Source organism: Paracoccus sp. UBA5162 (genome assembly GCF_002413585.1).
Taxonomy (GTDB): Bacteria; Pseudomonadota; Alphaproteobacteria; order Rhodobacterales; family Rhodobacteraceae; genus Paracoccus.
In genome coordinates this window covers 30,993-49,306 of record NZ_DHXG01000078.1, presented here as the reverse complement: position 1 = coordinate 49,306, position 18,314 = coordinate 30,993, and the positions used below count along the sequence as shown (strand labels likewise).

Annotated in this window: 20 protein-coding genes; 18 read left to right on the top strand and 2 right to left on the bottom strand. The window is 65.7% G+C overall.

What is annotated here, in order from left to right; translation table 11 throughout:
* Positions 1 to 25 precede the first annotated feature (25 nt).
* The 18 genes from B4A72_RS12995 (at position 26) to B4A72_RS12910 (ending at position 15,059) form a co-directional block, all read left to right on the top strand.
* The gene (locus tag B4A72_RS12995; protein ID WP_292952295.1) at positions 26 to 997 is read left to right on the top strand and encodes an ABC transporter permease; all 972 of its coding nucleotides are present in this window, start codon (positions 26 to 28) and stop codon (positions 995 to 997) included.
* Positions 994 to 1,833, top strand: a complete 840-nt coding sequence (locus B4A72_RS12990; RefSeq protein ID WP_292952298.1) for an ABC transporter permease — start codon at positions 994 to 996, stop codon at positions 1,831 to 1,833. The genes B4A72_RS12995 and B4A72_RS12990 overlap by 4 nt, the downstream gene beginning before the upstream one ends.
* Positions 1,830 to 3,458 carry an ABC transporter ATP-binding protein gene (locus tag B4A72_RS12985; protein WP_292952301.1) on the top strand — a complete coding sequence of 543 codons (1,629 nt, stop codon included), beginning with the start codon at positions 1,830 to 1,832 and terminating at the stop codon, positions 3,456 to 3,458. Before B4A72_RS12990 ends, B4A72_RS12985 begins: the two co-directional genes overlap by 4 nt.
* A gap of 420 nt (positions 3,459 to 3,878) precedes the next feature.
* Entirely contained in the window at positions 3,879 to 4,058 is a 180-nt protein-coding gene (locus tag B4A72_RS12980) for a hypothetical protein (protein ID WP_292978771.1), read from the top strand.
* A gap of 15 nt (positions 4,059 to 4,073) precedes the next feature.
* Positions 4,074 to 6,626 (top strand): NAD-dependent epimerase/dehydratase family protein, encoded by a 2,553-nt coding sequence (locus tag B4A72_RS12975; protein ID WP_292978769.1) that lies wholly within the window; start codon positions 4,074 to 4,076, stop codon positions 6,624 to 6,626.
* A 460-nt stretch (positions 6,627 to 7,086) separates the two neighbouring features.
* Positions 7,087 to 7,431 carry a hypothetical protein gene (locus B4A72_RS12970; protein WP_292952310.1) on the top strand — a complete coding sequence of 115 codons (345 nt, stop codon included), beginning with the start codon at positions 7,087 to 7,089 and terminating at the stop codon, positions 7,429 to 7,431.
* Between the two features lie 136 nt (positions 7,432 to 7,567).
* Positions 7,568 to 8,551 (top strand): WD40/YVTN/BNR-like repeat-containing protein, encoded by a 984-nt coding sequence (locus tag B4A72_RS12965; RefSeq protein ID WP_292952313.1) that lies wholly within the window; start codon positions 7,568 to 7,570, stop codon positions 8,549 to 8,551.
* 11 nt (positions 8,552 to 8,562) lie between these two features.
* Positions 8,563 to 9,063, top strand: coding sequence for a DUF411 domain-containing protein (locus B4A72_RS12960; RefSeq protein ID WP_292952316.1), 501 nt, complete (start codon positions 8,563 to 8,565; stop codon positions 9,061 to 9,063).
* 132 nt (positions 9,064 to 9,195) lie between these two features.
* Positions 9,196 to 9,678 carry a cytochrome c gene (locus B4A72_RS12955; protein ID WP_335662219.1) on the top strand — a complete coding sequence of 161 codons (483 nt, stop codon included), beginning with the start codon at positions 9,196 to 9,198 and terminating at the stop codon, positions 9,676 to 9,678.
* Positions 9,675 to 10,253, top strand: a complete 579-nt coding sequence (locus B4A72_RS12950) for a DsbE family thiol:disulfide interchange protein (protein WP_292952322.1) — start codon at positions 9,675 to 9,677, stop codon at positions 10,251 to 10,253. Before B4A72_RS12955 ends, B4A72_RS12950 begins: the two co-directional genes overlap by 4 nt.
* 157 nt (positions 10,254 to 10,410) lie before the next feature.
* Positions 10,411 to 10,680: a hypothetical protein gene (locus B4A72_RS12945; protein ID WP_292978767.1), complete on the top strand. Its 270-nt coding sequence runs from the start codon at positions 10,411 to 10,413 to the stop codon at positions 10,678 to 10,680.
* A gap of 26 nt (positions 10,681 to 10,706) precedes the next feature.
* Positions 10,707 to 11,030: a hypothetical protein gene (locus B4A72_RS12940; RefSeq protein ID WP_292952327.1), complete on the top strand. Its 324-nt coding sequence runs from the start codon at positions 10,707 to 10,709 to the stop codon at positions 11,028 to 11,030.
* A 61-nt stretch (positions 11,031 to 11,091) separates the two neighbouring features.
* Entirely contained in the window at positions 11,092 to 11,733 is a 642-nt protein-coding gene (locus tag B4A72_RS12935; protein WP_292952330.1) for an SCO family protein, read from the top strand.
* A 208-nt stretch (positions 11,734 to 11,941) separates the two neighbouring features.
* Positions 11,942 to 12,436 carry a hypothetical protein gene (locus B4A72_RS12930; RefSeq protein WP_292978765.1) on the top strand — a complete coding sequence of 165 codons (495 nt, stop codon included), beginning with the start codon at positions 11,942 to 11,944 and terminating at the stop codon, positions 12,434 to 12,436.
* Entirely contained in the window at positions 12,429 to 13,157 is a 729-nt protein-coding gene (locus B4A72_RS12925) for a cytochrome c biogenesis CcdA family protein (protein WP_292952336.1), read from the top strand. Before B4A72_RS12930 ends, B4A72_RS12925 begins: the two co-directional genes overlap by 8 nt.
* Positions 13,158 to 13,368: 211 nt before the next feature.
* On the top strand, positions 13,369 to 13,668 hold the full coding sequence (locus B4A72_RS12920; protein WP_292952444.1) for a zf-TFIIB domain-containing protein: 300 nt from the start codon (positions 13,369 to 13,371) through the stop codon (positions 13,666 to 13,668).
* A 7-nt stretch (positions 13,669 to 13,675) separates the two neighbouring features.
* The gene (locus B4A72_RS12915; protein WP_292952339.1) at positions 13,676 to 14,593 is read left to right on the top strand and encodes a cation diffusion facilitator family transporter; all 918 of its coding nucleotides are present in this window, start codon (positions 13,676 to 13,678) and stop codon (positions 14,591 to 14,593) included.
* A gap of 13 nt (positions 14,594 to 14,606) precedes the next feature.
* The gene (locus tag B4A72_RS12910; protein ID WP_292952342.1) at positions 14,607 to 15,059 is read left to right on the top strand and encodes a hypothetical protein; all 453 of its coding nucleotides are present in this window, start codon (positions 14,607 to 14,609) and stop codon (positions 15,057 to 15,059) included.
* Positions 15,060 to 15,138: 79 nt separating this feature from the next.
* On the opposite strand, the gene B4A72_RS12905 is transcribed toward B4A72_RS12910, so the two are convergent.
* Positions 15,139 to 16,176: a cytochrome c oxidase assembly protein gene (locus tag B4A72_RS12905; protein ID WP_292952345.1), complete on the bottom strand. Its 1,038-nt coding sequence runs from the start codon at positions 16,174 to 16,176 to the stop codon at positions 15,139 to 15,141.
* 87 nt (positions 16,177 to 16,263) lie between these two features.
* Entirely contained in the window at positions 16,264 to 17,262 is a 999-nt protein-coding gene (locus B4A72_RS12900) for a cytochrome c oxidase assembly protein (RefSeq protein WP_292952348.1), read from the bottom strand.
* Positions 17,263 to 18,314 lie beyond the last annotated feature (1,052 nt).

Below are 18,314 nucleotides of genomic sequence, written 5' to 3'. Positions count from 1 at the left end.
TCACACGGACGGCAAGGCAGACAGCGTGATAAGGTTCATCCTCGGCAGGCTGGTCAAGGCAGTGTTCATCCTGCTGGCCATCCTGATAGTCAACTTCCTTCTGATCCACGCCGCCCCCGGCGATCCCGCTGCGGTCATGGCCGGCGAGGCGGGCGCGGCGGACGAGAAATTCCTTGCCGATCTGCGGACGCGCTTCGGGCTGGATCAGCCACTTTATGTCCAGCTCTGGACCTATCTGAAGGGGGCGGCACAGCTTGATCTGGGCTTTTCCTATCGGCAGCAGATGCCGGTGGCCGACCTGATCGCCGACCGCCTGCCTGCGACCCTGCTGCTGACCGGCGTCGCCTTCGTGCTGTCGCTGGTGCTGGGGGTGATCGCGGGTGTCGCGGCCTCGGCCCGGCAGGGATCGTGGAGCGACACGATCATTTCCACGCTGGCGCTGCTTTTCTACGCCACGCCCCTGTTCTGGGTGGCGCTGATGGCGGTGCTGGTGTTTTCGGTCTGGCTGGAATGGCTGCCGGGCTTTGGCTATTCGACCATCGGCGCCGGCTATACCGGACTTGCGCATGTGCTGGATGTGGCCAGGCATCTGGTCCTGCCGGCCAGCACGCTGGGGCTGTTCTTCATGGCCATCTACATGCGCATGACCCGCGCCTCCATGCTGGAGGTCAGCCGGCTGGATTTCGTCAAGACCGCCCGTGCCAAGGGACTGAAACACCGGGTGATCCAGCGCCGGCATATCCTTCGCAACGCCCTTTTGCCGGTAATCACGCTGGCCGGGCTTCAGGCGGGACAGATCTTCGGCGGGGCGATCCTGACCGAAACGGTCTTCGCCTGGCCCGGCATCGGCCGGCTGATGTTCGAGGCCATCAACCAGCGCGACTATGCGGTGATCCTGGGCGTGTTCTACATTTCGGGCGCGATGGTGCTGTTGTTCAATCTGATCACCGATGTCGTCTATGTCATCGTTGACCCGCGCATAAAGCTGACAAGATGAAAGAGTTCTGGAAACGCTTCCGCTCCAACCGGGGCGCAGTGATCGGGCTGGTCATCCTGGCCGTGGTGATCGCCACCGCCGTGACCGCGCCCTTCCTGTTTCCCACCAGCCCGTGGAAAATGGTGCAGCGCCCGTTTTTGCCCCCCTTCACGCAGGACGGCCTGCCGCTGGGCACCGACGCCGTGGGGCGCAATGTGCTGGCGGGACTGGCGCATGGCGCCTATGTCAGCCTTCTGGTCGGTCTCGTCTCTACCATCGTGGCGCTGGCCATCGGGGTGCCCGTGGGCGCGCTGGCGGGTTACTTTGTCGGCCGGACCGATGACGTGCTGATGCGCTTTACCGAATTCTTCCAGACCATCCCCAGCTTTGCGCTGGCCATCGTGCTGCTGGCGATCTTTCAGCCCAGCCTGACCTTCGTGATCATCGCCATCGCCATCGTCTCATGGCCGCCGGTGGCACGACTGGTGCGGGGCGAGGTGCTGAGCCTGCGCACGCGCGAATTCGTCGAGGCGGCGACCCTGTCGGGGCTGGGCAACACGCAGATCATCCTGCGCCATATCCTGCCCAACGCGCTGCCGCCGATCATCGTGCTGGCCTCGCTGATGGTGGCGCAGGCCATCCTGCTGGAAAGTTCGCTGTCCTTTCTGGGGCTGGGCGATCCCAACATCATGTCCTGGGGCTACATGATCGGCGCCGCACGCACCGTGATCCGCACCGCCTGGTGGCTGTCCTTTCTGCCCGGCATGGCGATCCTGCTGACCGTGCTGGCGCTGAACCTGATCGGCGAGGGATTGAACGACGCCCTCAATCCGCGTCTGACAAGGAAATCGGAATGAGCCTGCTGAGCATCCGCGACCTCGACATCGCCTTGCCCGAGGGCGCCGACCGCGCCTACGCCGCGAAGGACATCAGCTTCGACCTGGCCGCCGGTGAAATCCTGTGCATCGTGGGCGAAAGCGGCTCGGGCAAGTCCATGTCCGCCAACGCGGTGATGGGGCTGTTGCCGCAGGAGGTCAAGCCGGTGCGCGGCGCCATCACCTTCGACGGCCAAAATATCCTGGCCCTGTCCGAAGCGCAGATGCTGGAACTGCGCGGGCGGCGGATTTCGATGATCTTCCAGGAACCGCTAAGCGCACTGAATCCGCTGATGCGTGTCGGCGCGCAGATCGCCGAGGTCTTCGAGGCGCATGGCCAACTGCGTCCCCAACAGCGGCACAGCCGGGCGCTGACCCTGCTGGAAGAGGTCGGGATCCCCGATCCCGAATCGGCCATCCGCGCCTATCCGTTCCAACTGTCCGGCGGGCAGCGTCAGCGGGTGATGATCGCCATGGCGCTGGCGCTGGAACCCGACATCCTGATCGCCGACGAACCCACGACCGCGCTGGACGTCACCACCCAGGCCCAGATCCTGGACCTGATCGAGGATTTGCGCCGGTCGCGCGGGATGGCGGTGATCTTCATCACCCATGATTTCGGTGTCGTGGCCGACATCGCCGATCGCGTGATCGTCATGCAGACCGGCGAGATCGTCGAAACCGGCGCGGCGGACGAGGTTCTGCTGCGACCCCGGCATCCCTATACTCGGGCCCTGATCGCCGCGATTCCGCGCCTGACCCTGCAGGCCGATGCCCCAGCCGGCGACCGCGTGCCGGTGCTGAGCGTCGAGGGGCTGAACAAGACCTTCGTCACGGGCGGCGGCGGGCTGTTCGGCAAGCCGCGCGTGGTCAGGGCGGTGCGGGATGTCAGTTTCGATCTTCACGCCGGTGAAACCATCGGCATCGTCGGCGAAAGCGGTTCTGGCAAATCCACGGTCGGGCGCTGCCTGACACGCCTGATCGACCCCGATGGCGGCCGCGTGATGATCGGGGGTGCCGATATCGCGCTGATGTCGGGGGCAGAACTGCGCGACAAGCGCCGCCAGCTTCAGATGATCTTCCAGGATCCGTTCTCATCGCTCAATCCGCGCGCGCGGGTATCGCGCATCCTGACCGAAGGGCTGATCGCCTATGGCACGGGCCGGGCGCAGGCGATGGAAAGGGCACGGGAATTGCTGGGTCTGGTCGGGCTGGACCCGTCGGCGATGCATCGTTTCCCGCATGAATTTTCCGGCGGCCAGCGTCAGCGGATCGGCATCGCCCGTGCGCTGGCGCTGGAACCGTCGATCATCATCGCGGACGAGGCGGTCTCGGCGCTGGATGTGTCGATACAGGCGCAGGTTCTGGATCTGCTGGCCGAATTGAAGGCGCGGCTGAACCTGTCGATGCTGTTCATCACCCACGACCTGCGCGTTGCCGCCCGCATCTGCGACCGGATCATCGTCATGCAGAAAGGTGCCATCGTCGAAGTGGGACCGACGGGCAAGGTGCTGCACGACCCCGACACGGCCTATACGCGCAGCCTGCTGGACGCGATTCCGGGCCAGGAATACGAACGCGCGCTGGCGGCGGGTGGCGACTTCTAGACGCGCGGCCGATGGCCTGTTGCACGGGTCAGGGCGCTGATCTTCAACTTGCGCATCCGGCCTCGCCTAGCGGCACTTGGGATTCAAGCTGAAATGGCAGACGTGGGCATCGTTTTTCCTGGCTGGGCCTGCCGCCCGTGACCTTGTTCCCCGCACGGCCTGCGCGCCGGCACGGGGGGCGGGCAGGCGCACGGTCAAGAAGGAAAATGACCTGCGGCGGGGCTTGACCTTCCGGCTGCCAGGACAAAGCCTTTTCAGAAGGCGACGGGCAAGGCGGGGTGATCCTTGGTCCCGGCGATGTCGCGAAACTCCGCCGGTCCGCGAACAGGCTTCACGGGCGGCCGGGGATCGGGCAGATTGAAGGGCAGGCGCAGGGTCGCACCAGGTCGATCCCGATCAAAATCACAGCGCTTTCAGCCGTTGAAAGACGGCATCGCGATGATTGGCACGGCCCCAGACGACGAACGGGAAAGGGAGAATGGCGTGATGAACAACGGATTTGGCGGCGGCATGATGTTCGGGATGGGCCTTTTCTGGCTCATCGCATTGGTGGTGGCGGTCCTGGTCGTGGCCGCCTTGATCAAGTACCTGCGGAAATAGGGGGCGGAAGGCCGGATGGATGATCGCGAAAAACCTCTTGTCGTCGTAACCGGATCAAGCGGGTATCTGGGCGGCGCGGTGGTGCGGCGCCTGCACCGGCGCTATCGGGTCGTGGGACTGGACCGGCATTCGCCGCCGCATCCGCCGCATCAGGCCGAATGCATCTGTTTCGACATCACCGACCAGGAAAGCGTTGACAAGGCGCTGTCCCGCCTGCGTCTCGCCTATGGCGACCGCATCGCCGCCTGCGTCCATCTTGCCGCCTATTTCGACCTGACGGGAAAGGAAAGCGGCGCCTATGACGCGGTGACGGTCGATGGGACGAAACGTCTTCTGACCGGCTTGCAGGAATTCGAGCTGGAGCAGTTCGTCTTCGCCTCGACCATGCTGGCCCACGCACCCACCGAACCGGGGCGGCCGATCGCCGAGGATGATCCCTTCGATCCGAAGCTGCCCTATCGCGCCTCCAAGATCCGCACCGAGGCCATGTTGCGCGAACAGCGGGGCCACGAGAAGCTTGTGCTGATGCGCCCCGCGGGCGTCTATGACGACAGCGGCCGTTCGACCTTCCTCGCCCATCAGATCGCCCGCATCCACGAAAAGCGGTTCAGCGGCAAGGTCTATCCCGGCGATCTGGCACGCGGGCAGGCATTCCTGCATCTGGAGGATCTGCTCGACGCGCTGGAGCGGATCGTGGACAGGCGCGCCGATCTGCCGGACATCTTCCCGGTGCTGCTGGGCGAGGAAGATCCCGTCCCCTTCGGCGAGTTGCAGCGTTTGATCGGCCGGGAACTGCATGGCGAGGACTGGATCACCTGGAACGTGCCGCCGCGCCTGGCCAAGGCAGGGGCGTGGATCGAGAACCGGGTCTTCGGCGAGGATGCCTTCATCCGCGCCTGGATGGTGGACATTTCAAGCGATCACTATGAACTGGATCTTTCGGCCGCCAAAAAGCATCTCGGATGGACGCCGCAGCACAGCCTGCGCGACGACATGCCGAAGATCCTTCAGGGGCTGAAGGACGATCCCTATGCCTGGTATCGCGGCAATGGCCTGAATGCCGCCCGCGTCTCGGCGGCAAAGGTCGAGAAAGCCGCCGCCGAGGAGGCGGCGGAATACGCGCCGCCCGCCGCCGAACAGGATACGGCCGAACGCGACCAAGCCGCCCAGATGCGGCAGATGCATTTCTCGATGCTCTGGGTTCACTGGCTGGTGATGGGGCTGGGCCTCTGGCTGGCAACCGCGCCGTCGGTCTTCGGCACGTTCGACCAGACCGAGTTCAGCGCCGCAGTCCAGCGCGTGACCGAGGATCGCGGACTTTGGGACGCTGCCACGCGCAGTTGGCTGACCGCCTGGAACGATGTTTTCACCGGACTGCTCATCATGGTCTTTGCCGGGCTGTCGCTGCGCCCCGGCATGGGCTGGGCGCAATGGGCGAATGCCGCGCTTGGCGTCTGGCTGCTGGCCGCCCCGCTGATCTTCTGGACACCGGATGCGTCGGTCTATGCCAACGACACCCTGATCGGCGCGCTGGTGATCGCGCTGACCATCCTGATCCCGATGATGCCGGGCATGTCGCGCGAGGGGATGATGGACGATGGCGACATCCCTCCCGGATGGACCTATTGTCCCTCGACCTATGTCCAGCGCCTTCCGATCATCGCACTGGGCGCTGTGGGGTTCATCCTGTCGCGGATCCTCGCGGCCTATCAGCTTGGCCATGTCGATGGCGTCTGGGAGCCGTTCTTCTCCTCGCCCTCGGGCCTGAACGGCACCGAATACATCGTCACCTCGGATGTCTCGAAAGCCTGGCCCATCGCCGATGGCGGACTTGGCGCCATGAGCTACATGTTCGAGATCCTGATGGGCGTCATGGGTAGCCGCCTGCGCTGGCGGACGATGCCGTGGATGGTGGCGCTGTTCGGGATCGTGGTCGGGCCGCTCGGCATCGTGAGCATCTATTTCATCATCATCCAGCCGATCACCATCGGCACCTATTGTACCATCTGCCTGATGGCTGCGCTGGCGATGCTGATCATGATCCCCTTCTCGCTGGACGAGATCGTGGCCATGATCCAGTTCATGGTCTGGAACACCCGGCGCGGCCGCCCCTTCTGGCGTGCCTTCTTCCGCGGCGACGCGCTGCCCGGCAGCAGCAAGGGCGGAGACATGAGCTTCGACGCCGGCGTCCTGGCGGTCTTTCGGCAAGGCGCGCGCGGCGTCATCGTGCCCTGGACCCTCGCGCTCAGCGCCGGGATCGGTATCTTCCTGATGTTCTCTCGCGCGATATTCGGCAACGAGGCGGCGATGGCCAACAGCGATCACCTGATGGGAGCGCTGGTGCTGACCACCGCGGTCATCGCCTGGGCCGAAGTCGCGCGGCCGCTGAGATTTCTCAACATTCTCTTCGGCCTGTGGCTGATCGTCGCACCACTTTTCCTGGAGGGCGGAACCGTCGCGGGCAGCCTTGTCGGAATGATGCTGGGCGGTGCGCTGATCCTGCTGAGCCTGCCGCGCGGGCGCCGCAGCGACGAGCATTACGGAAGCTGGGACAGATTCATCGTCTGACGGCATTGTCGGAAGTGGATTGATCCGGCGCCGGCTGTCGGGCCTCCGCCGAAGGCGGTCGCGCGGCGATCCGGATCGCCGCGCGCCGATGGGTCCCGAGAACCGACCCCGCCGCGACGAGGATATGGCGGGCCTTTCCCGCCAAGGCGGAGCGATCCGCCGAGAAGCGGAAAAACCTTCTTCTGCTCGCTTGACCTTCCCCCTGGTGGAAGGATTAGTTTCGTCTCAGTCGAGAAGGATCGCTGCCATGACCATCGGACCTGTCGCGGATCAGACGGAAGGCTCGTCAGGACCATCCGCCATCGCGATCCCGCGCCTGGCCGTCATGGCTATGACCGGCCGGCCTTTTGTCGCGGTCGGGCCGAGGCCGGGCGGGGCCGGATGGGCTTTGGCGAGTCGATCACCAAATCGCGCATACGCCACACTGGCATTTCCGCCGGCCGGAGGCTAGATACCAGCCATGCAATTGTTCGCCCGCCTGATTCTGGTCGCCCTGCTTGCCGCTTTCGCGGTCGGCACGGTCGCGCAGGCCGCCGGGTCGGCGGGTATCGCCACCGAGATGGCTGCGGTCGATGTGGCAACCTCGGACATGGCGGATTGCGACGCTTGCGGCGATTCCGGCGCTGGCGGCATGGGACTTGCCTGCGAATTCTTCTGCGGGGCGGGCAGTTTTTCGGCCGTCCTGGCGCCGCAAACCGACAGGTTTGCCGAGGCGACGGGCAGTTCGCTCTGGCCCGCGGCAGCCCATGCCCCCAGTGGTGTCATCGGGACGCCCGCCAAGCAGCCTCCAAGAATCCTCGTCTGATCCGACGCCCGGTGCATGACTGCATCGGGGCGCCTTGTCGTGCCGGCCCGTGCGCCTGTTTCGATGCAAGGCCGAACCGTCGCCCGCTGCCCTCTGTCTTCCGGCGACCAACCCGATGATCAGCAAGAGATGAACGATGACTCGATTTCCCCATATGCCGCTTTCGGCCGCCTCACGATCGGCAGCGACAAGCCGGCATTGTTTTTCCGACCCGTCCAGACGCGGATTTCTGACCGCATCGCTGGCGGCAGCCGGCCTTCTTCTTCTGCCGACGTCGCTGCGCGCGGCCGATCCTGCGCGCTCGTCGCTTGCGGCGCTGGCATTCGACGGCGATGTGTTGCTGGCCGCGGGACAAGCCCTGGTTCGCAGCGATGACGGCGGCCAGTCCTGGTCGCCGCTATCCGGCCCCGCGCAGATCCTGACACTTGCGACGCATCCTGAACGACCGGGCCGGATCCTGGCAGGTCTGGCCGCCGACGGCATCGCGCTGTCGGAAGATGGCGGCAGGACATGGACAAGCCGCGCAAGCGGATTGCCCGCGGGCCCGACGGACGCCCTGGCGATCGCGGCCGGCCAGCCCGACATGATCTATGCCGCGATCCGCGGCGACGGGCTGTGGAAAAGCGAGGATGCCGGCGAAAGCTGGAGCCTTGCCATGGATCGTCCCTGGCTGGACGAGGCCGAGCGGGATCTTCTGACGCTCGCCTCGGTCGATCTTGCCACCGGCATGGGCGGGATCTGGATCTATGCCGGAACCGAGAAGGGGCTGACACGACTGCCCGATTGCTTCTGCCGCTGGCAGGATGTCCAGCCAGGCAACGCGATGGATGCCCTGGTTTCCGGCGATGCCCCGCCCTCCGAAGCCCCGCTTCCGGCGGGCCAGCCGATCCGGGCGCTGGTCAGCGCGGCTTCCGCACCCCAGACCCTCTATGCAGCCCTTTCATCAGGCGTCTGGACCTCGCGCGACGCCGGCGTGGTCTGGTCGCGCCTTGCGCCGGGTGACGCAGTCTCGGTGGCGGTTCACCCGACCAATCCCGACTACATCTTTGCCGCCGTGGACGGCGGTCTGAAACAGAGCCGCGACGGCGGCACCACCTGGTCCGCGCTGGCGGCCATCTGAAGGACATCAACATGAAAAACGTTTTTGCATTCGCCCCGATAGCAGCCCTTGCAGTTGCAGGCGGCATCGCCTTTGCCTTGCCGTCCTTCGCGCAGGAAACGGGTTCGGCGGCCAGCGCCGGCGCGCCGGCGGAACCGGCCGCGCAGAGCAAGCAGCTGACCATGTGGCGCAGTCCCGGCTGCGGATGTTGCGACGCCTGGGGCGCCTATATGGAAAAGGCCGGATACACGGTCGAGATCATCGACGACCGCAACTTCGACAAGACGTCGGTTTCGGTGGGCGTGCCGCAGCAGGGGCTCGGCTGCCATCTGGCGAAGGTCGGCGGCTATTTCATCGGCGGTCTGGTGCCGGCCGAGGTGGTCGACCGTCTGCTGGAGGAAAAGCCCGAGATCACCGGTATCACCCTGCCCGGAATGCCCCCCAACGCCCCCGGCATGGCGAAGCAGAAGTCCGGCACGCTGAGGGTCTATTCCTTCGGGCCCGAGGGCGTGGCAGTCTATTCCGATGAGTGAATGCATGGGCGGAATGATGAGCGGCCCGATGATGGGAACGATGATGGCGGGCGGCGTCCTGCTGCTGCTGCTCGTGCTTGCGATACTGGTGCTGACGGTCGCGGCGCTGGTAAAATATCTGCGGAGCCCGGCATGAAAGGCAGGGCGCTGACCTTCACCTGCGCCATCGCGGCGGGTCTTGCGACGACCATGCAGTTCGCGGCCGCGCAGCCACCTGCCGCGCCGGAAGCGATCACGTTCCTGGGTGAACCCGTCAGTGCCGACCGGATCGCGCAGGGGCAGGAGATCTATGCCAATACCTGCGCGTCCTGCCATGGCGCAAATCTGGAAGGTCAGCCGAACTGGAAGCGGCGGCTGCCTGACGGCCGGATGCCGGCGCCTCCGCATGACCAGACCGGGCACAGCTGGCAACACCCCGACCGGCAACTCTTCGACTTTACGAAGCTGGGCATCGGCGGTGTCGTGGCAGGCTATGAAAGCGACATGCCGGCTTTCGGGGACGTGCTGACCGACGCCGAGATCACGGCCGTGCTGGCCTATATCAAGAGCACATGGCCGGATCTTCAGCGTGACATGCAGGCCAAACTCACCGCGAAAGACGAGGAGGGATCATGAGCCCGGATCTTGAACAGGAACCCCGGCGGCGGGGCGGGCGGCTGGTCCTGCTTCTGCCGCTGGCGGTCTTCGGCCTGGTCGGCGCGGCCTTCTTCTGGGGGCTTTTGAACAACAACAGCCCGTTGCCATCACCGCTGATCGGAAAACCCGTGCCCGAATTCACGCTGCCGCCGATCGAGGGGCGCGATGACGGCCTGTCCTCGGCTGATCTGCGTGGACAGGTCTCGCTTGTGAACGTCTGGGCATCCTGGTGTGTGCCCTGCCGGGCCGAGAATCCGCTGATGGTCGAGCTTTCCAAGACGGGCGAAGTCCCGATCTACGGGATCAACTACAAGGACAAGGCCGGCGAGGCGCTGGCCTTTCTCGACGAACTGGGCGATCCCTTCACCCGCATCGGAGCAGACCTGTCCGGGCGCGTGGCCATCGACTGGGGTGTCTACGGCATTCCGGAAACCTTCGTGATCGATGCCGCCGGACGTGTTGCCTACAAGCATGTCGGCCCGTTCAATCGGCAAATTCTGGAAGAAGACATTCTGCCGGTGGTGCGAAAGCTGCAACGCGAGGCCGGGCAATGATGTCGCGACCTTTCCTGTCCGGTGCAGGCGCGCCGCTGCGTGACGACCTGCGATGGATGCCTTCGCCCCGGCGGTCGGGATCATCGCGCGCGAGCCACCCCGGTGCCACGCCGCCGAGAGCCTTCAGACAACATCATTTTCGAGGAGAAACCGATCCATGTCCGAAACATCCACCCCACAGACCCGCCCCGCCCGGTTCAGGCTGCCGCTTGATCGCCGGGGCCTGGTGGTCGCTGCCATGGTCCTTGTCGGGGCCGGCCTCTGGCTGAACTGGGGCTGGGTCGCGGCGATCGGGGCCGCACCGCTGATCCTGGCGCTGGCCCCCTGTGCCGTCATGTGCGGCCTCGGATATTGCGCCACATGCAAAAGCAAGGGCGGTGACGCAGACAAGACCCCGGCCGACGCGCCGGGTGCAACGAGGGACTGAGACGAAACCCAACCAAGGAGACGACCATGAAGACGAATACCCGATTTGGCCTTGCCGCCGCGCTTGCGGCGATGATCGCAGCGCCGACGGCCTTTGCGCAGGATACCGCAGCCCCCGGAGATATGAAGCCGGGTGAATCCATGAATGGCGAGATGACCGGCGGCGACATGTCCGGCATGCAGGGTATGGAAGGCATGCAGGGAATGCAGGGGATGGAAGGCATGCAGGGGATGATGCCGATGATGCAGATGATGCAGCAGATGGGCCCGATGATGGCGGCCTGCACCGAGATGATGCAGACCATGACCGAGCAGATGAAATCCTCGGCGTCAGGCCAGAAGGAAGGTTGACCTCGATACCGCGCGGGCCCGAAGCCGGGCCCGCGCGGAACCTTCCTTCAATGAGATGACCATGACATCCACGACCCGTAACCTGCGCCATGTTCGGCTGGCGACCCTGGCTGCTGCGGCCGCGCTTCTGCTTTTGACAGGCGGCGCGCTGATCCTGCGCGCCTACACCCCGTCGCCGCCATCCCTGGCAACGACCGTCGGAGAGGCGGACGTTCGCTCTGAATTCTCGCTGATCGACCAGACCGGCACCGCCGTGACCGAGGCCGATTTCGCCGGCCGCTGGCAGCTTGTGTTCTTCGGCTTCACCAATTGTCCCGATATCTGTCCGACGACCCTAGCCTATATGGCAAGCGTGCTCGATCTTCTCGGACCCAGGGCCGAACAGGTTGCGCCGCTTTTCATCACCGTCGATCCGGCCCGCGACACCGTGCCCGTGATGGCGGAGTATGTCTCGAATTTCCATCCTCGCCTCGTCGGTCTGACAGGCAGCGACGCGCAGGTGGCAGACGCCGCGCAGAGTTTCCGGACCTGGTACACGCGGGTCGAAGAAAAAACGGCGCCCGATGGCTATCTGATGGCCCATGCCGGCTACATCTATCTGATGCGGCCCGACGGGCGTTTCGAGACCGTCGTCCAGGAGCGAGACCAGCCGCCCGAGGAACTGGCCCGTCGGATGTCGACCCTGATCGACGAAAGCATCTGATGCCGCCGTTGCCGCAACAATGGCCGGTCGCGGAGGCGACGCGGAGCCCGTCGCAGCTTGAAGCTCGGGACGCGCCGCGCACCGTGCCCGCGGGTCACGTGATTGCGCGCGGCGGACGCCCTTTCGGCGCAAGCCGTCGCGACAACGACCTGACCGTCGCGCCGCCACCCGGGCCGCCGCGGCACGACAACATTGTCCGACTGGTTCGATGATGACGACGATCTGTCCGACGGGAAGGCCCGACTGGCGGGTGGCGCTGCGGCGCTATCTTCTTTTTCTGGCCGCCGCGAACCTTCTGTGGGAATTCGCGCATCTGCCGCTTTATACCATCTGGCTGACCGCAAAGCCCCCGGAACTGGTCTTTGCGGTGCTGCATTGCACCGGCGGCGACGTGCTGATCGCGCTCAGCGCGATCGTGCTGGCGCTTTTGCTGTTTGGCAGTTCGGAATGGCCAAGGCTGGGTGCCGGACGCGTTCTTCTTGCCGTTCTGGCCTTCGGGATCGGCTACACCATCTTCAGCGAATGGCTGAACATCGTGGTCCGGCAGGCCTGGGCCTATCGCGACCTGATGCCGGTCATTCCGGTAATCGATACCGGTCTCAGTCCGTTCATGCAGTGGCTGGTCGTGCCGCTGGCCGCCTATTCCTACGCCACCGGCTGGCGACCATGGCGCCGCAAGAAAAGAGAGCCCGTACATGCCTGACCTTTCCCTGATCGGCCTGACCATCGTGCTGCTGGCGGGCGTGATTTCCTTTGCCTCGCCCTGCGTGTTGCCGTTGGTGCCGGGCTATGTCTCCTACATTGCCGGACGAACCGTCGGCGGCGCGGCGCGGCCCAGCCGTGGTCAATCCATCTGGCTCAGTCTGTTTTTCGTGCTGGGCTTCTCGACGATCTTCATGATCCTTGGCGCCTCGGCCACGGCTTTGGGCCAGTCGCTTCTGCGCTGGCGCTACGAGTTGAACATCATTGGCGGCGGCATCGTCGTCCTGTTCGGATTGTTCATGCTGGGCGCAGCGCGGATCCAGACGATGCAGCGGGATTTTCGCTTTCAGCTTGATCTGCCGGGCGGGCAGCCGGTGGCGTCCTATGTGCTCGGGCTTGCCTTCGGCTTCGGCTGGACCCCTTGCATCGGCCCGATCCTGGGCGCGATCCTGACCGCCAGCGCCGCCAGTGCCACGGTCGGGCAGGGGGTGGCGCTGCTGGGCGTGTATTCCATCGGGCTGGGCGTGCCGTTCCTGATCGTGGCCGCCTTCACAGACGGCCTTGCCGGCCGCCTGCGCGGCGCCCGCCGGCTTGGGCGCCGCCTGCATCAAATCGCGGGCGTGGTGATGATCGTGATGGGCGTTGCGATGATGACCGGCCAGCTGAGCGCGCTGTCCTACTGGATGCTGGATGCGTTTCCCGTGTTGGGCAGGATCGGCTGAGGCCGCGGAACCGGTATCACCGCGAAGCTCCGGCCTCGGGACGCGTCAGGAAATTTCTGCCGCGGCCCTTGAACCTCAAGCTACTGGAGATCCCATCTTGGGGAGACGAAAAGCGAAGGGGCGGCCGTGCCCCTGATCGGAACAGGAGGATCGACGGATGGTGGCTGACGTGAATGATGCCGGGCGCGGCCCGCAAGGGGGAGGCGGCAAGATGCGCTGCCCGGTCTGTGACGTGCCGCTGAGCATGGCCGACAGGCAGGGTGTCGAGATCGATTTCTGCCCCGATTGCCGGGGCGTCTGGCTGGACCGGGGCGAACTCGACAAGATCATCGAGCGCAGTGCGGCGGACGTGGCGCCACAGCGCGCGCCCGAACCGGCCGAACCGCGCGGCTATGCGGAAGAACGCGGCTATGGCGGCGGCTATGGCAAGCACGGTGGCGGGCACCATGGCAGCGGCTATGGCAAGCATGGCCGCCGCCGCAAATCCTGGCTCAGCGAAATCTTCGACTGAGACCGGCATGGGAGCGGGACATGATCACGGTGGCGGACAGGGCGGCGGAACCTCTGCCAGCCGCCACAAGGGCAGCCTTCGCTGGGCGCTGGCGCTGACCGGAACATTCCTCGTCGTCGAGGTGGTGGGCGGGCTGTGGACCGGCAGCCTGGCACTTCTGGCGGATGCCGCGCATATGGCGACCGACGTGGGCGGGCTGTTCATGGCCCTGGTCGCGGTGCGTTTTGCCGAACGGCCGGCGACGCCGCGGATGACCTTCGGCTATGTCCGCACCGAGGTGCTGTCGGCGCTGGTCAACGCCGTGGTGCTGCTGATCGTCACCGTTTTCGTGCTGCGCGAGGCCTGGGCGCGGCTTTTCGCGCCGCCCGAAATCCTCGGCGGCCCGATGCTGGCGGTGGCTGTGGCGGGGCTGATCGTCAACCTGATCTCGATGAAGATGCTTCATGCCGGGTCGCAGGAAAGCCTGAACCTCAAGGGCGCCTATTTCGAGGTGCTGGCCGACATGCTGGGTTCGGTCGGGGTGATCCTGGCCGCGCTGGTTGTGATGCTGACCGGCTGGACCATCGCCGATCCGATCATCGGCGCCGCCATCGGGCTGTTCATCGTGCCGCGCACCTGGATCTTGCTGAAAGGCGCGCTCAACATCCTGATGGAGGGAACGCCCGCCCATGTCGATACCGAGTTGCTGCGCCGGCGGCTGGCGGAAATTCCGGCCGTGACCGGGGTGCACGACCTGCATGTCTGGACCCTGACCTCGGGCCTCGACGCGATGAGTTGTCATCTGGTCGTGGACGACCCGGCCCGCGGCAGCGATGTGCTTGCCGCGGCCCGCAAGGCGATGAAAGAGGACTTCGCCATCACCCACACCACGATCCAGGTCGAGGACGCCGAGGCGGCCGAGACCGAGGATCCGAGCCATATGTGAGGACAGAGGCAGCATGGGAAACCATCTCTTTCGATCCGGGAAACACGGGCGCCGCGGGGACCGATATCGCGATGCCGGCAGGGGCGGCCACGGCGACGACCGCAGCGGCTTCGGCGACATCGCCCCGGCGCGCGGCCCGCGCATCGCTGGCGCGGTCCTTCTGGGCGGGCTGATCGTCTGGAGCCTTCTCGCGCTTGGCCTCTGGGCGCTGGTCGATCCGGTCCTGGCCTGGGCCGCGGGCATGACCGGCTCCGCCACCGATCTTGGCGTCGGTTTCGCGCGCTGGTTCGGCCTTGGCCGCGAGGCTTCGGCGTTGCGCGACGCGGCGAATGTCGATGGGCTGGTCGGCTGGGCGATAGGCCCGGTCCATGTCCTGGCCAAGGCTGGCCTGATCCTCATCTGGCTCGCCGGGGCGGCCGCGCTGGTCGTGCTGCCGGCGATCCTGCGTCGCCGATCCCGCTGGTGACATGCACTGAACGACGCTGATCCCCGCCGCCGATTGCGGCCCCGCGCGCGCGCCCGTCCGGCGTTTTTCGACCAGGCTGTCAGCCGACCGACAGGATGAAGATACCCGTGCCGAGGATCAGTCCGAATATCGTCAGCACCCCGAGGCCCAGAAGCAGACCCAGACGGTTGTTTGCCGCCGTCGCCGCGCGGGCCGGTCTTCTTCCATAGTCGCCGCCGGACGAAACCGGACCCCGGACCGGTCCGGCCATGTCCCGACCTCGCCGCAGCCGCTTTCCCTCCGTCCGGTTCCAGTCGAAGACGACAACCAGTATGGCGATCACCAGCATCATGCTGCCCGGCACCCAGAGGATAAAGCCGCCGGCGGTCTCGTCGGTCAAGGGCGCGATGCCGAAAAGCCGCCCCTCGATGTCGTAGGCGGTGTAGAGGATGCTGGTCTTGAAAACCGTGATCGCGCCGAGAAGAATGTTCGACACGATCGCCGCGAACAGCAGCACGACACGCAGAAAGTGCGACGGGTCAGAGGGCAGGTCGCGCCGGTCGAAGATCATCGCGAAGAACACCAGCCCGCCCGCCAGCATCGTCAGATGCATCGTCCAGTGGATCGCCGGATCAAGCAGGGCGGCGTTGTGGATCGGCGGAATCTGCCAGAAATAGAGCGATAGAAGAAAGATCACGAATGCCGTGACCGGGCCGGTCAGACGGCGGTAAAGTCCCGAGACCGCGCCGTCGGTCATCAGCGGCGCTACCAGCCACTTGCGCAGGAATTCCGGCAGGCCCGCGATCAGCAGGCCCTGAGGACGCGACAGAACGACCAGCATCGGCCCCACCATCCGAAGCAAAAGATGCTGGATCTGATGGGCGAGAAACAACCGTTCGCCCATCGGATCGACCGGCGATTGCAGCGACAGGAACAGCGCCAGGATTCCACCCCCGAAAAGGACATGCCGCAGGGCCGGGACCGGTCCTGTAACGGAACGGCGGCGCCACGCGCCGCGCAGGTAGACCGCCAGGATCAGCAGGATCGGACCGCTGATTTCGGGGGTGAGGTTCCAGGCCGTCCAGGCTTCGGCGGCCGAAAGGCCTTCGCCGCCATGAGCCAGCGCGACGGAAGGCATGGTCAGGGCCGCAACAGGCAGCAAGACGCGGGGCCGGATCGGACGAAGCCGGGCGGTTCGGGGTGCAGGGATCGGCATCTTGGTCTCTTAGAAGGCGTAGATGATTGTCGCGCCGGTAATGATCACGGTGGCGAACATCGCGACCGAAATCAGCGCCAGCGTGCGACCCATGCGGCGGTTTGACTCGGCCACCTTCAGTCGCAACTCATACGCGGTTTCGGGAAATTCGAGCGCGGCCGAGTTCGATCCGCTCCAGTTGTGCCGCGCGTTCCAGCGTCGGACCTCGGTCCGGTTCCAGCCGTTGAAGGCCAGGATGATGGCCGCCAGGATGACGAAGGACGAGGGAACCCAGATCGTGTAACCCCCGGTCGCCTCGTCGGCCATTGGCGCGAAATCCCACAGCCGTCCGGCGGCGTCATATGCGGGATAGAGCACCATCTCCTTCATCGTGGTGAGCGAGCCGAGCAGGATGTTCGAGACGATGACACCGACCAGCGCCAGAAGCCGCTTTCCGTGGGGTGCGCCCTCGGGCGGGCTGCGCCGGTCGAGCGTGACGGCAAAGAAGTTCAGACCCGCCAGCGTCATGCCGAGATGCGCCACAAGCGCCAGCGGCGGCATGGCGACCGCCGCGTTGTGCAGCACCGGCACCTGCCAGACATAGAGCGACGCGACCAGCAGGACGAAGCTCGTGCCGACGCGGGACAGGGCTCGCGCTGCGCTCTGTGCCGCGGGATGGTCTTTGCGCCGCCCGAGCCAGCGGCGAACCGGCCGGGGCAGACCCGCCCGCAGGACCGGCCAGGGATAGGCCAGGATGAACAGCAACGGCCCCAGCAGCCGGATGACCAGATGCTGAACCTGATGCGCCAGGAAAAGGCTTTGCCCCGCGCCCGCCAGCGGCCCTTCGAAGGCCAGGGCCAACAGCAGCATTCCGGCCGCGAACAGGCCGTGCCGGACCGGTCCGACCTGTTCGCCGACGATGCGGGGCCGGCCCATGCCGCGCAGATAGAGCCACGCGACGCCGCCAAGAACGGCAAGCGCGACCGGAGACAGGCTCGGTCCTAGCGGGTCGAGGATCGCGACGTTCATGCGGTGACCCGGTCCGGGCCGACCGCACCGGCGACGGATCGCCGAAAACCGCCAGCCGTCAGCGGCCGGGGGATTCGATGCGTGTCCCTGTCTCTGGGGTCCGACCGTCGGCGGCTTGCAGTTTCAAAGATCATTGCGCACGCGCGACCCGGATTGCAGGGATGGGAGGCACGGACCCGTGGGCTGCGGTCGAGCCCCGCCAGAACCATGCCGCCAGCATCGCGCCTTATGCATCAGTGGGCTCCAGCCGCCACAGCATCCGCAGGACGCTTGCGTCCGTATCTCGATGACCAGGCGCCTCATGGGCAAGGGCCCGGTTCGCTGTCCTGATCAGCAGGCCGCCCGCCGCAAATGCTTTTCATGCCCTGTCCCTTTTGCCTCTACGGAGGGATGGAAACCTCATTCGAGGGTCTGCCTACAACCTAAACCGGCTACAGGTTCAAGCAGAGAATGACCCGCGCGGCAATGTCGCGCCGCAATGTCGCACATGCTCCTGGAGGGGTCGCGCAGGCGGCGCTGCGGCGACCGGGTCGGAGAAAACAGCATCCGTTCTTCAGGCCGCCGGACGCAGCCGAGGTCATGCGGCCCGGCGGGCCCACGCACGGATCATGCCGCCAAAGCCGTGCCTTGCGCCTGGGGCCCTCGGTCATCTGCGTGCCGATGGCGTCGAAGAAGCCAGCGAACTGCACCCGTTTGAACGGCCGATATCCGTTGCGGTTCATCAAGCAGACGGGCAAGGGGCCTTGCCCAGATCGGACAGGTCAGGTCAGCAATGGCCCGGTCGGTACGCCCGCCATCCCGCCTGGACGTTTCGCAGCCGCGGCGATGCGGTTCTGACCGGACATTCGTTGCCAGGACAGCCCCCCAGCGGACCTGCTGCCGCCCCCCCCCACGCAGGCCGAGCCCCGACTGGCGTGCGTCCTGCCCGAGATGACGCTCGCGGACCTGCCGGTGTTCGTTCTCACGCACGAAAAATTCCGTGCCCTGTCTCGGATTCGCGCGGTCTTCGATGCGCTGGTCCAGAGAGCGGAAGACGTGACCGTGGGGCAGGG

Bases quoted from the DNA above. Each gene is read 5' to 3' on its own strand.
- B4A72_RS12990 (WP_292952298.1), top strand. From the start codon at position 994: ATGAAAGAGTTCTGGAAACGCTTCCGCTCCAACCGGGGCGCAGTGATC.
- B4A72_RS12985 (WP_292952301.1), top strand. From the start codon at position 1,830: ATGAGCCTGCTGAGCATCCGCGACCTCGACATCGCCTTGCCCGAGGGC.
- B4A72_RS12975 (WP_292978769.1), top strand. From the start codon at position 4,074: ATGGATGATCGCGAAAAACCTCTTGTCGTCGTAACCGGATCAAGCGGG.
- B4A72_RS12970 (WP_292952310.1), top strand. From the start codon at position 7,087: ATGCAATTGTTCGCCCGCCTGATTCTGGTCGCCCTGCTTGCCGCTTTC.
- B4A72_RS12965 (WP_292952313.1), top strand. From the start codon at position 7,568: ATGACTCGATTTCCCCATATGCCGCTTTCGGCCGCCTCACGATCGGCA.
- B4A72_RS12960 (WP_292952316.1), top strand. From the start codon at position 8,563: ATGAAAAACGTTTTTGCATTCGCCCCGATAGCAGCCCTTGCAGTTGCA.
- B4A72_RS12955 (WP_335662219.1), top strand. From the start codon at position 9,196: ATGAAAGGCAGGGCGCTGACCTTCACCTGCGCCATCGCGGCGGGTCTT.
- B4A72_RS12950 (WP_292952322.1), top strand. From the start codon at position 9,675: ATGAGCCCGGATCTTGAACAGGAACCCCGGCGGCGGGGCGGGCGGCTG.
- B4A72_RS12945 (WP_292978767.1), top strand. From the start codon at position 10,411: ATGTCCGAAACATCCACCCCACAGACCCGCCCCGCCCGGTTCAGGCTG.
- B4A72_RS12940 (WP_292952327.1), top strand. From the start codon at position 10,707: ATGAAGACGAATACCCGATTTGGCCTTGCCGCCGCGCTTGCGGCGATG.
- B4A72_RS12935 (WP_292952330.1), top strand. From the start codon at position 11,092: ATGACATCCACGACCCGTAACCTGCGCCATGTTCGGCTGGCGACCCTG.
- B4A72_RS12930 (WP_292978765.1), top strand. From the start codon at position 11,942: ATGATGACGACGATCTGTCCGACGGGAAGGCCCGACTGGCGGGTGGCG.
- B4A72_RS12925 (WP_292952336.1), top strand. From the start codon at position 12,429: ATGCCTGACCTTTCCCTGATCGGCCTGACCATCGTGCTGCTGGCGGGC.
- B4A72_RS12920 (WP_292952444.1), top strand. From the start codon at position 13,369: ATGCGCTGCCCGGTCTGTGACGTGCCGCTGAGCATGGCCGACAGGCAG.
- B4A72_RS12915 (WP_292952339.1), top strand. From the start codon at position 13,676: ATGGGAGCGGGACATGATCACGGTGGCGGACAGGGCGGCGGAACCTCT.
- B4A72_RS12910 (WP_292952342.1), top strand. From the start codon at position 14,607: ATGGGAAACCATCTCTTTCGATCCGGGAAACACGGGCGCCGCGGGGAC.
- B4A72_RS12905 (WP_292952345.1), bottom strand. From the start codon at position 16,176: ATGCCTTCCGTCGCGCTGGCTCATGGCGGCGAAGGCCTTTCGGCCGCC.
- B4A72_RS12900 (WP_292952348.1), bottom strand. From the start codon at position 17,262: ATGAACGTCGCGATCCTCGACCCGCTAGGACCGAGCCTGTCTCCGGTC.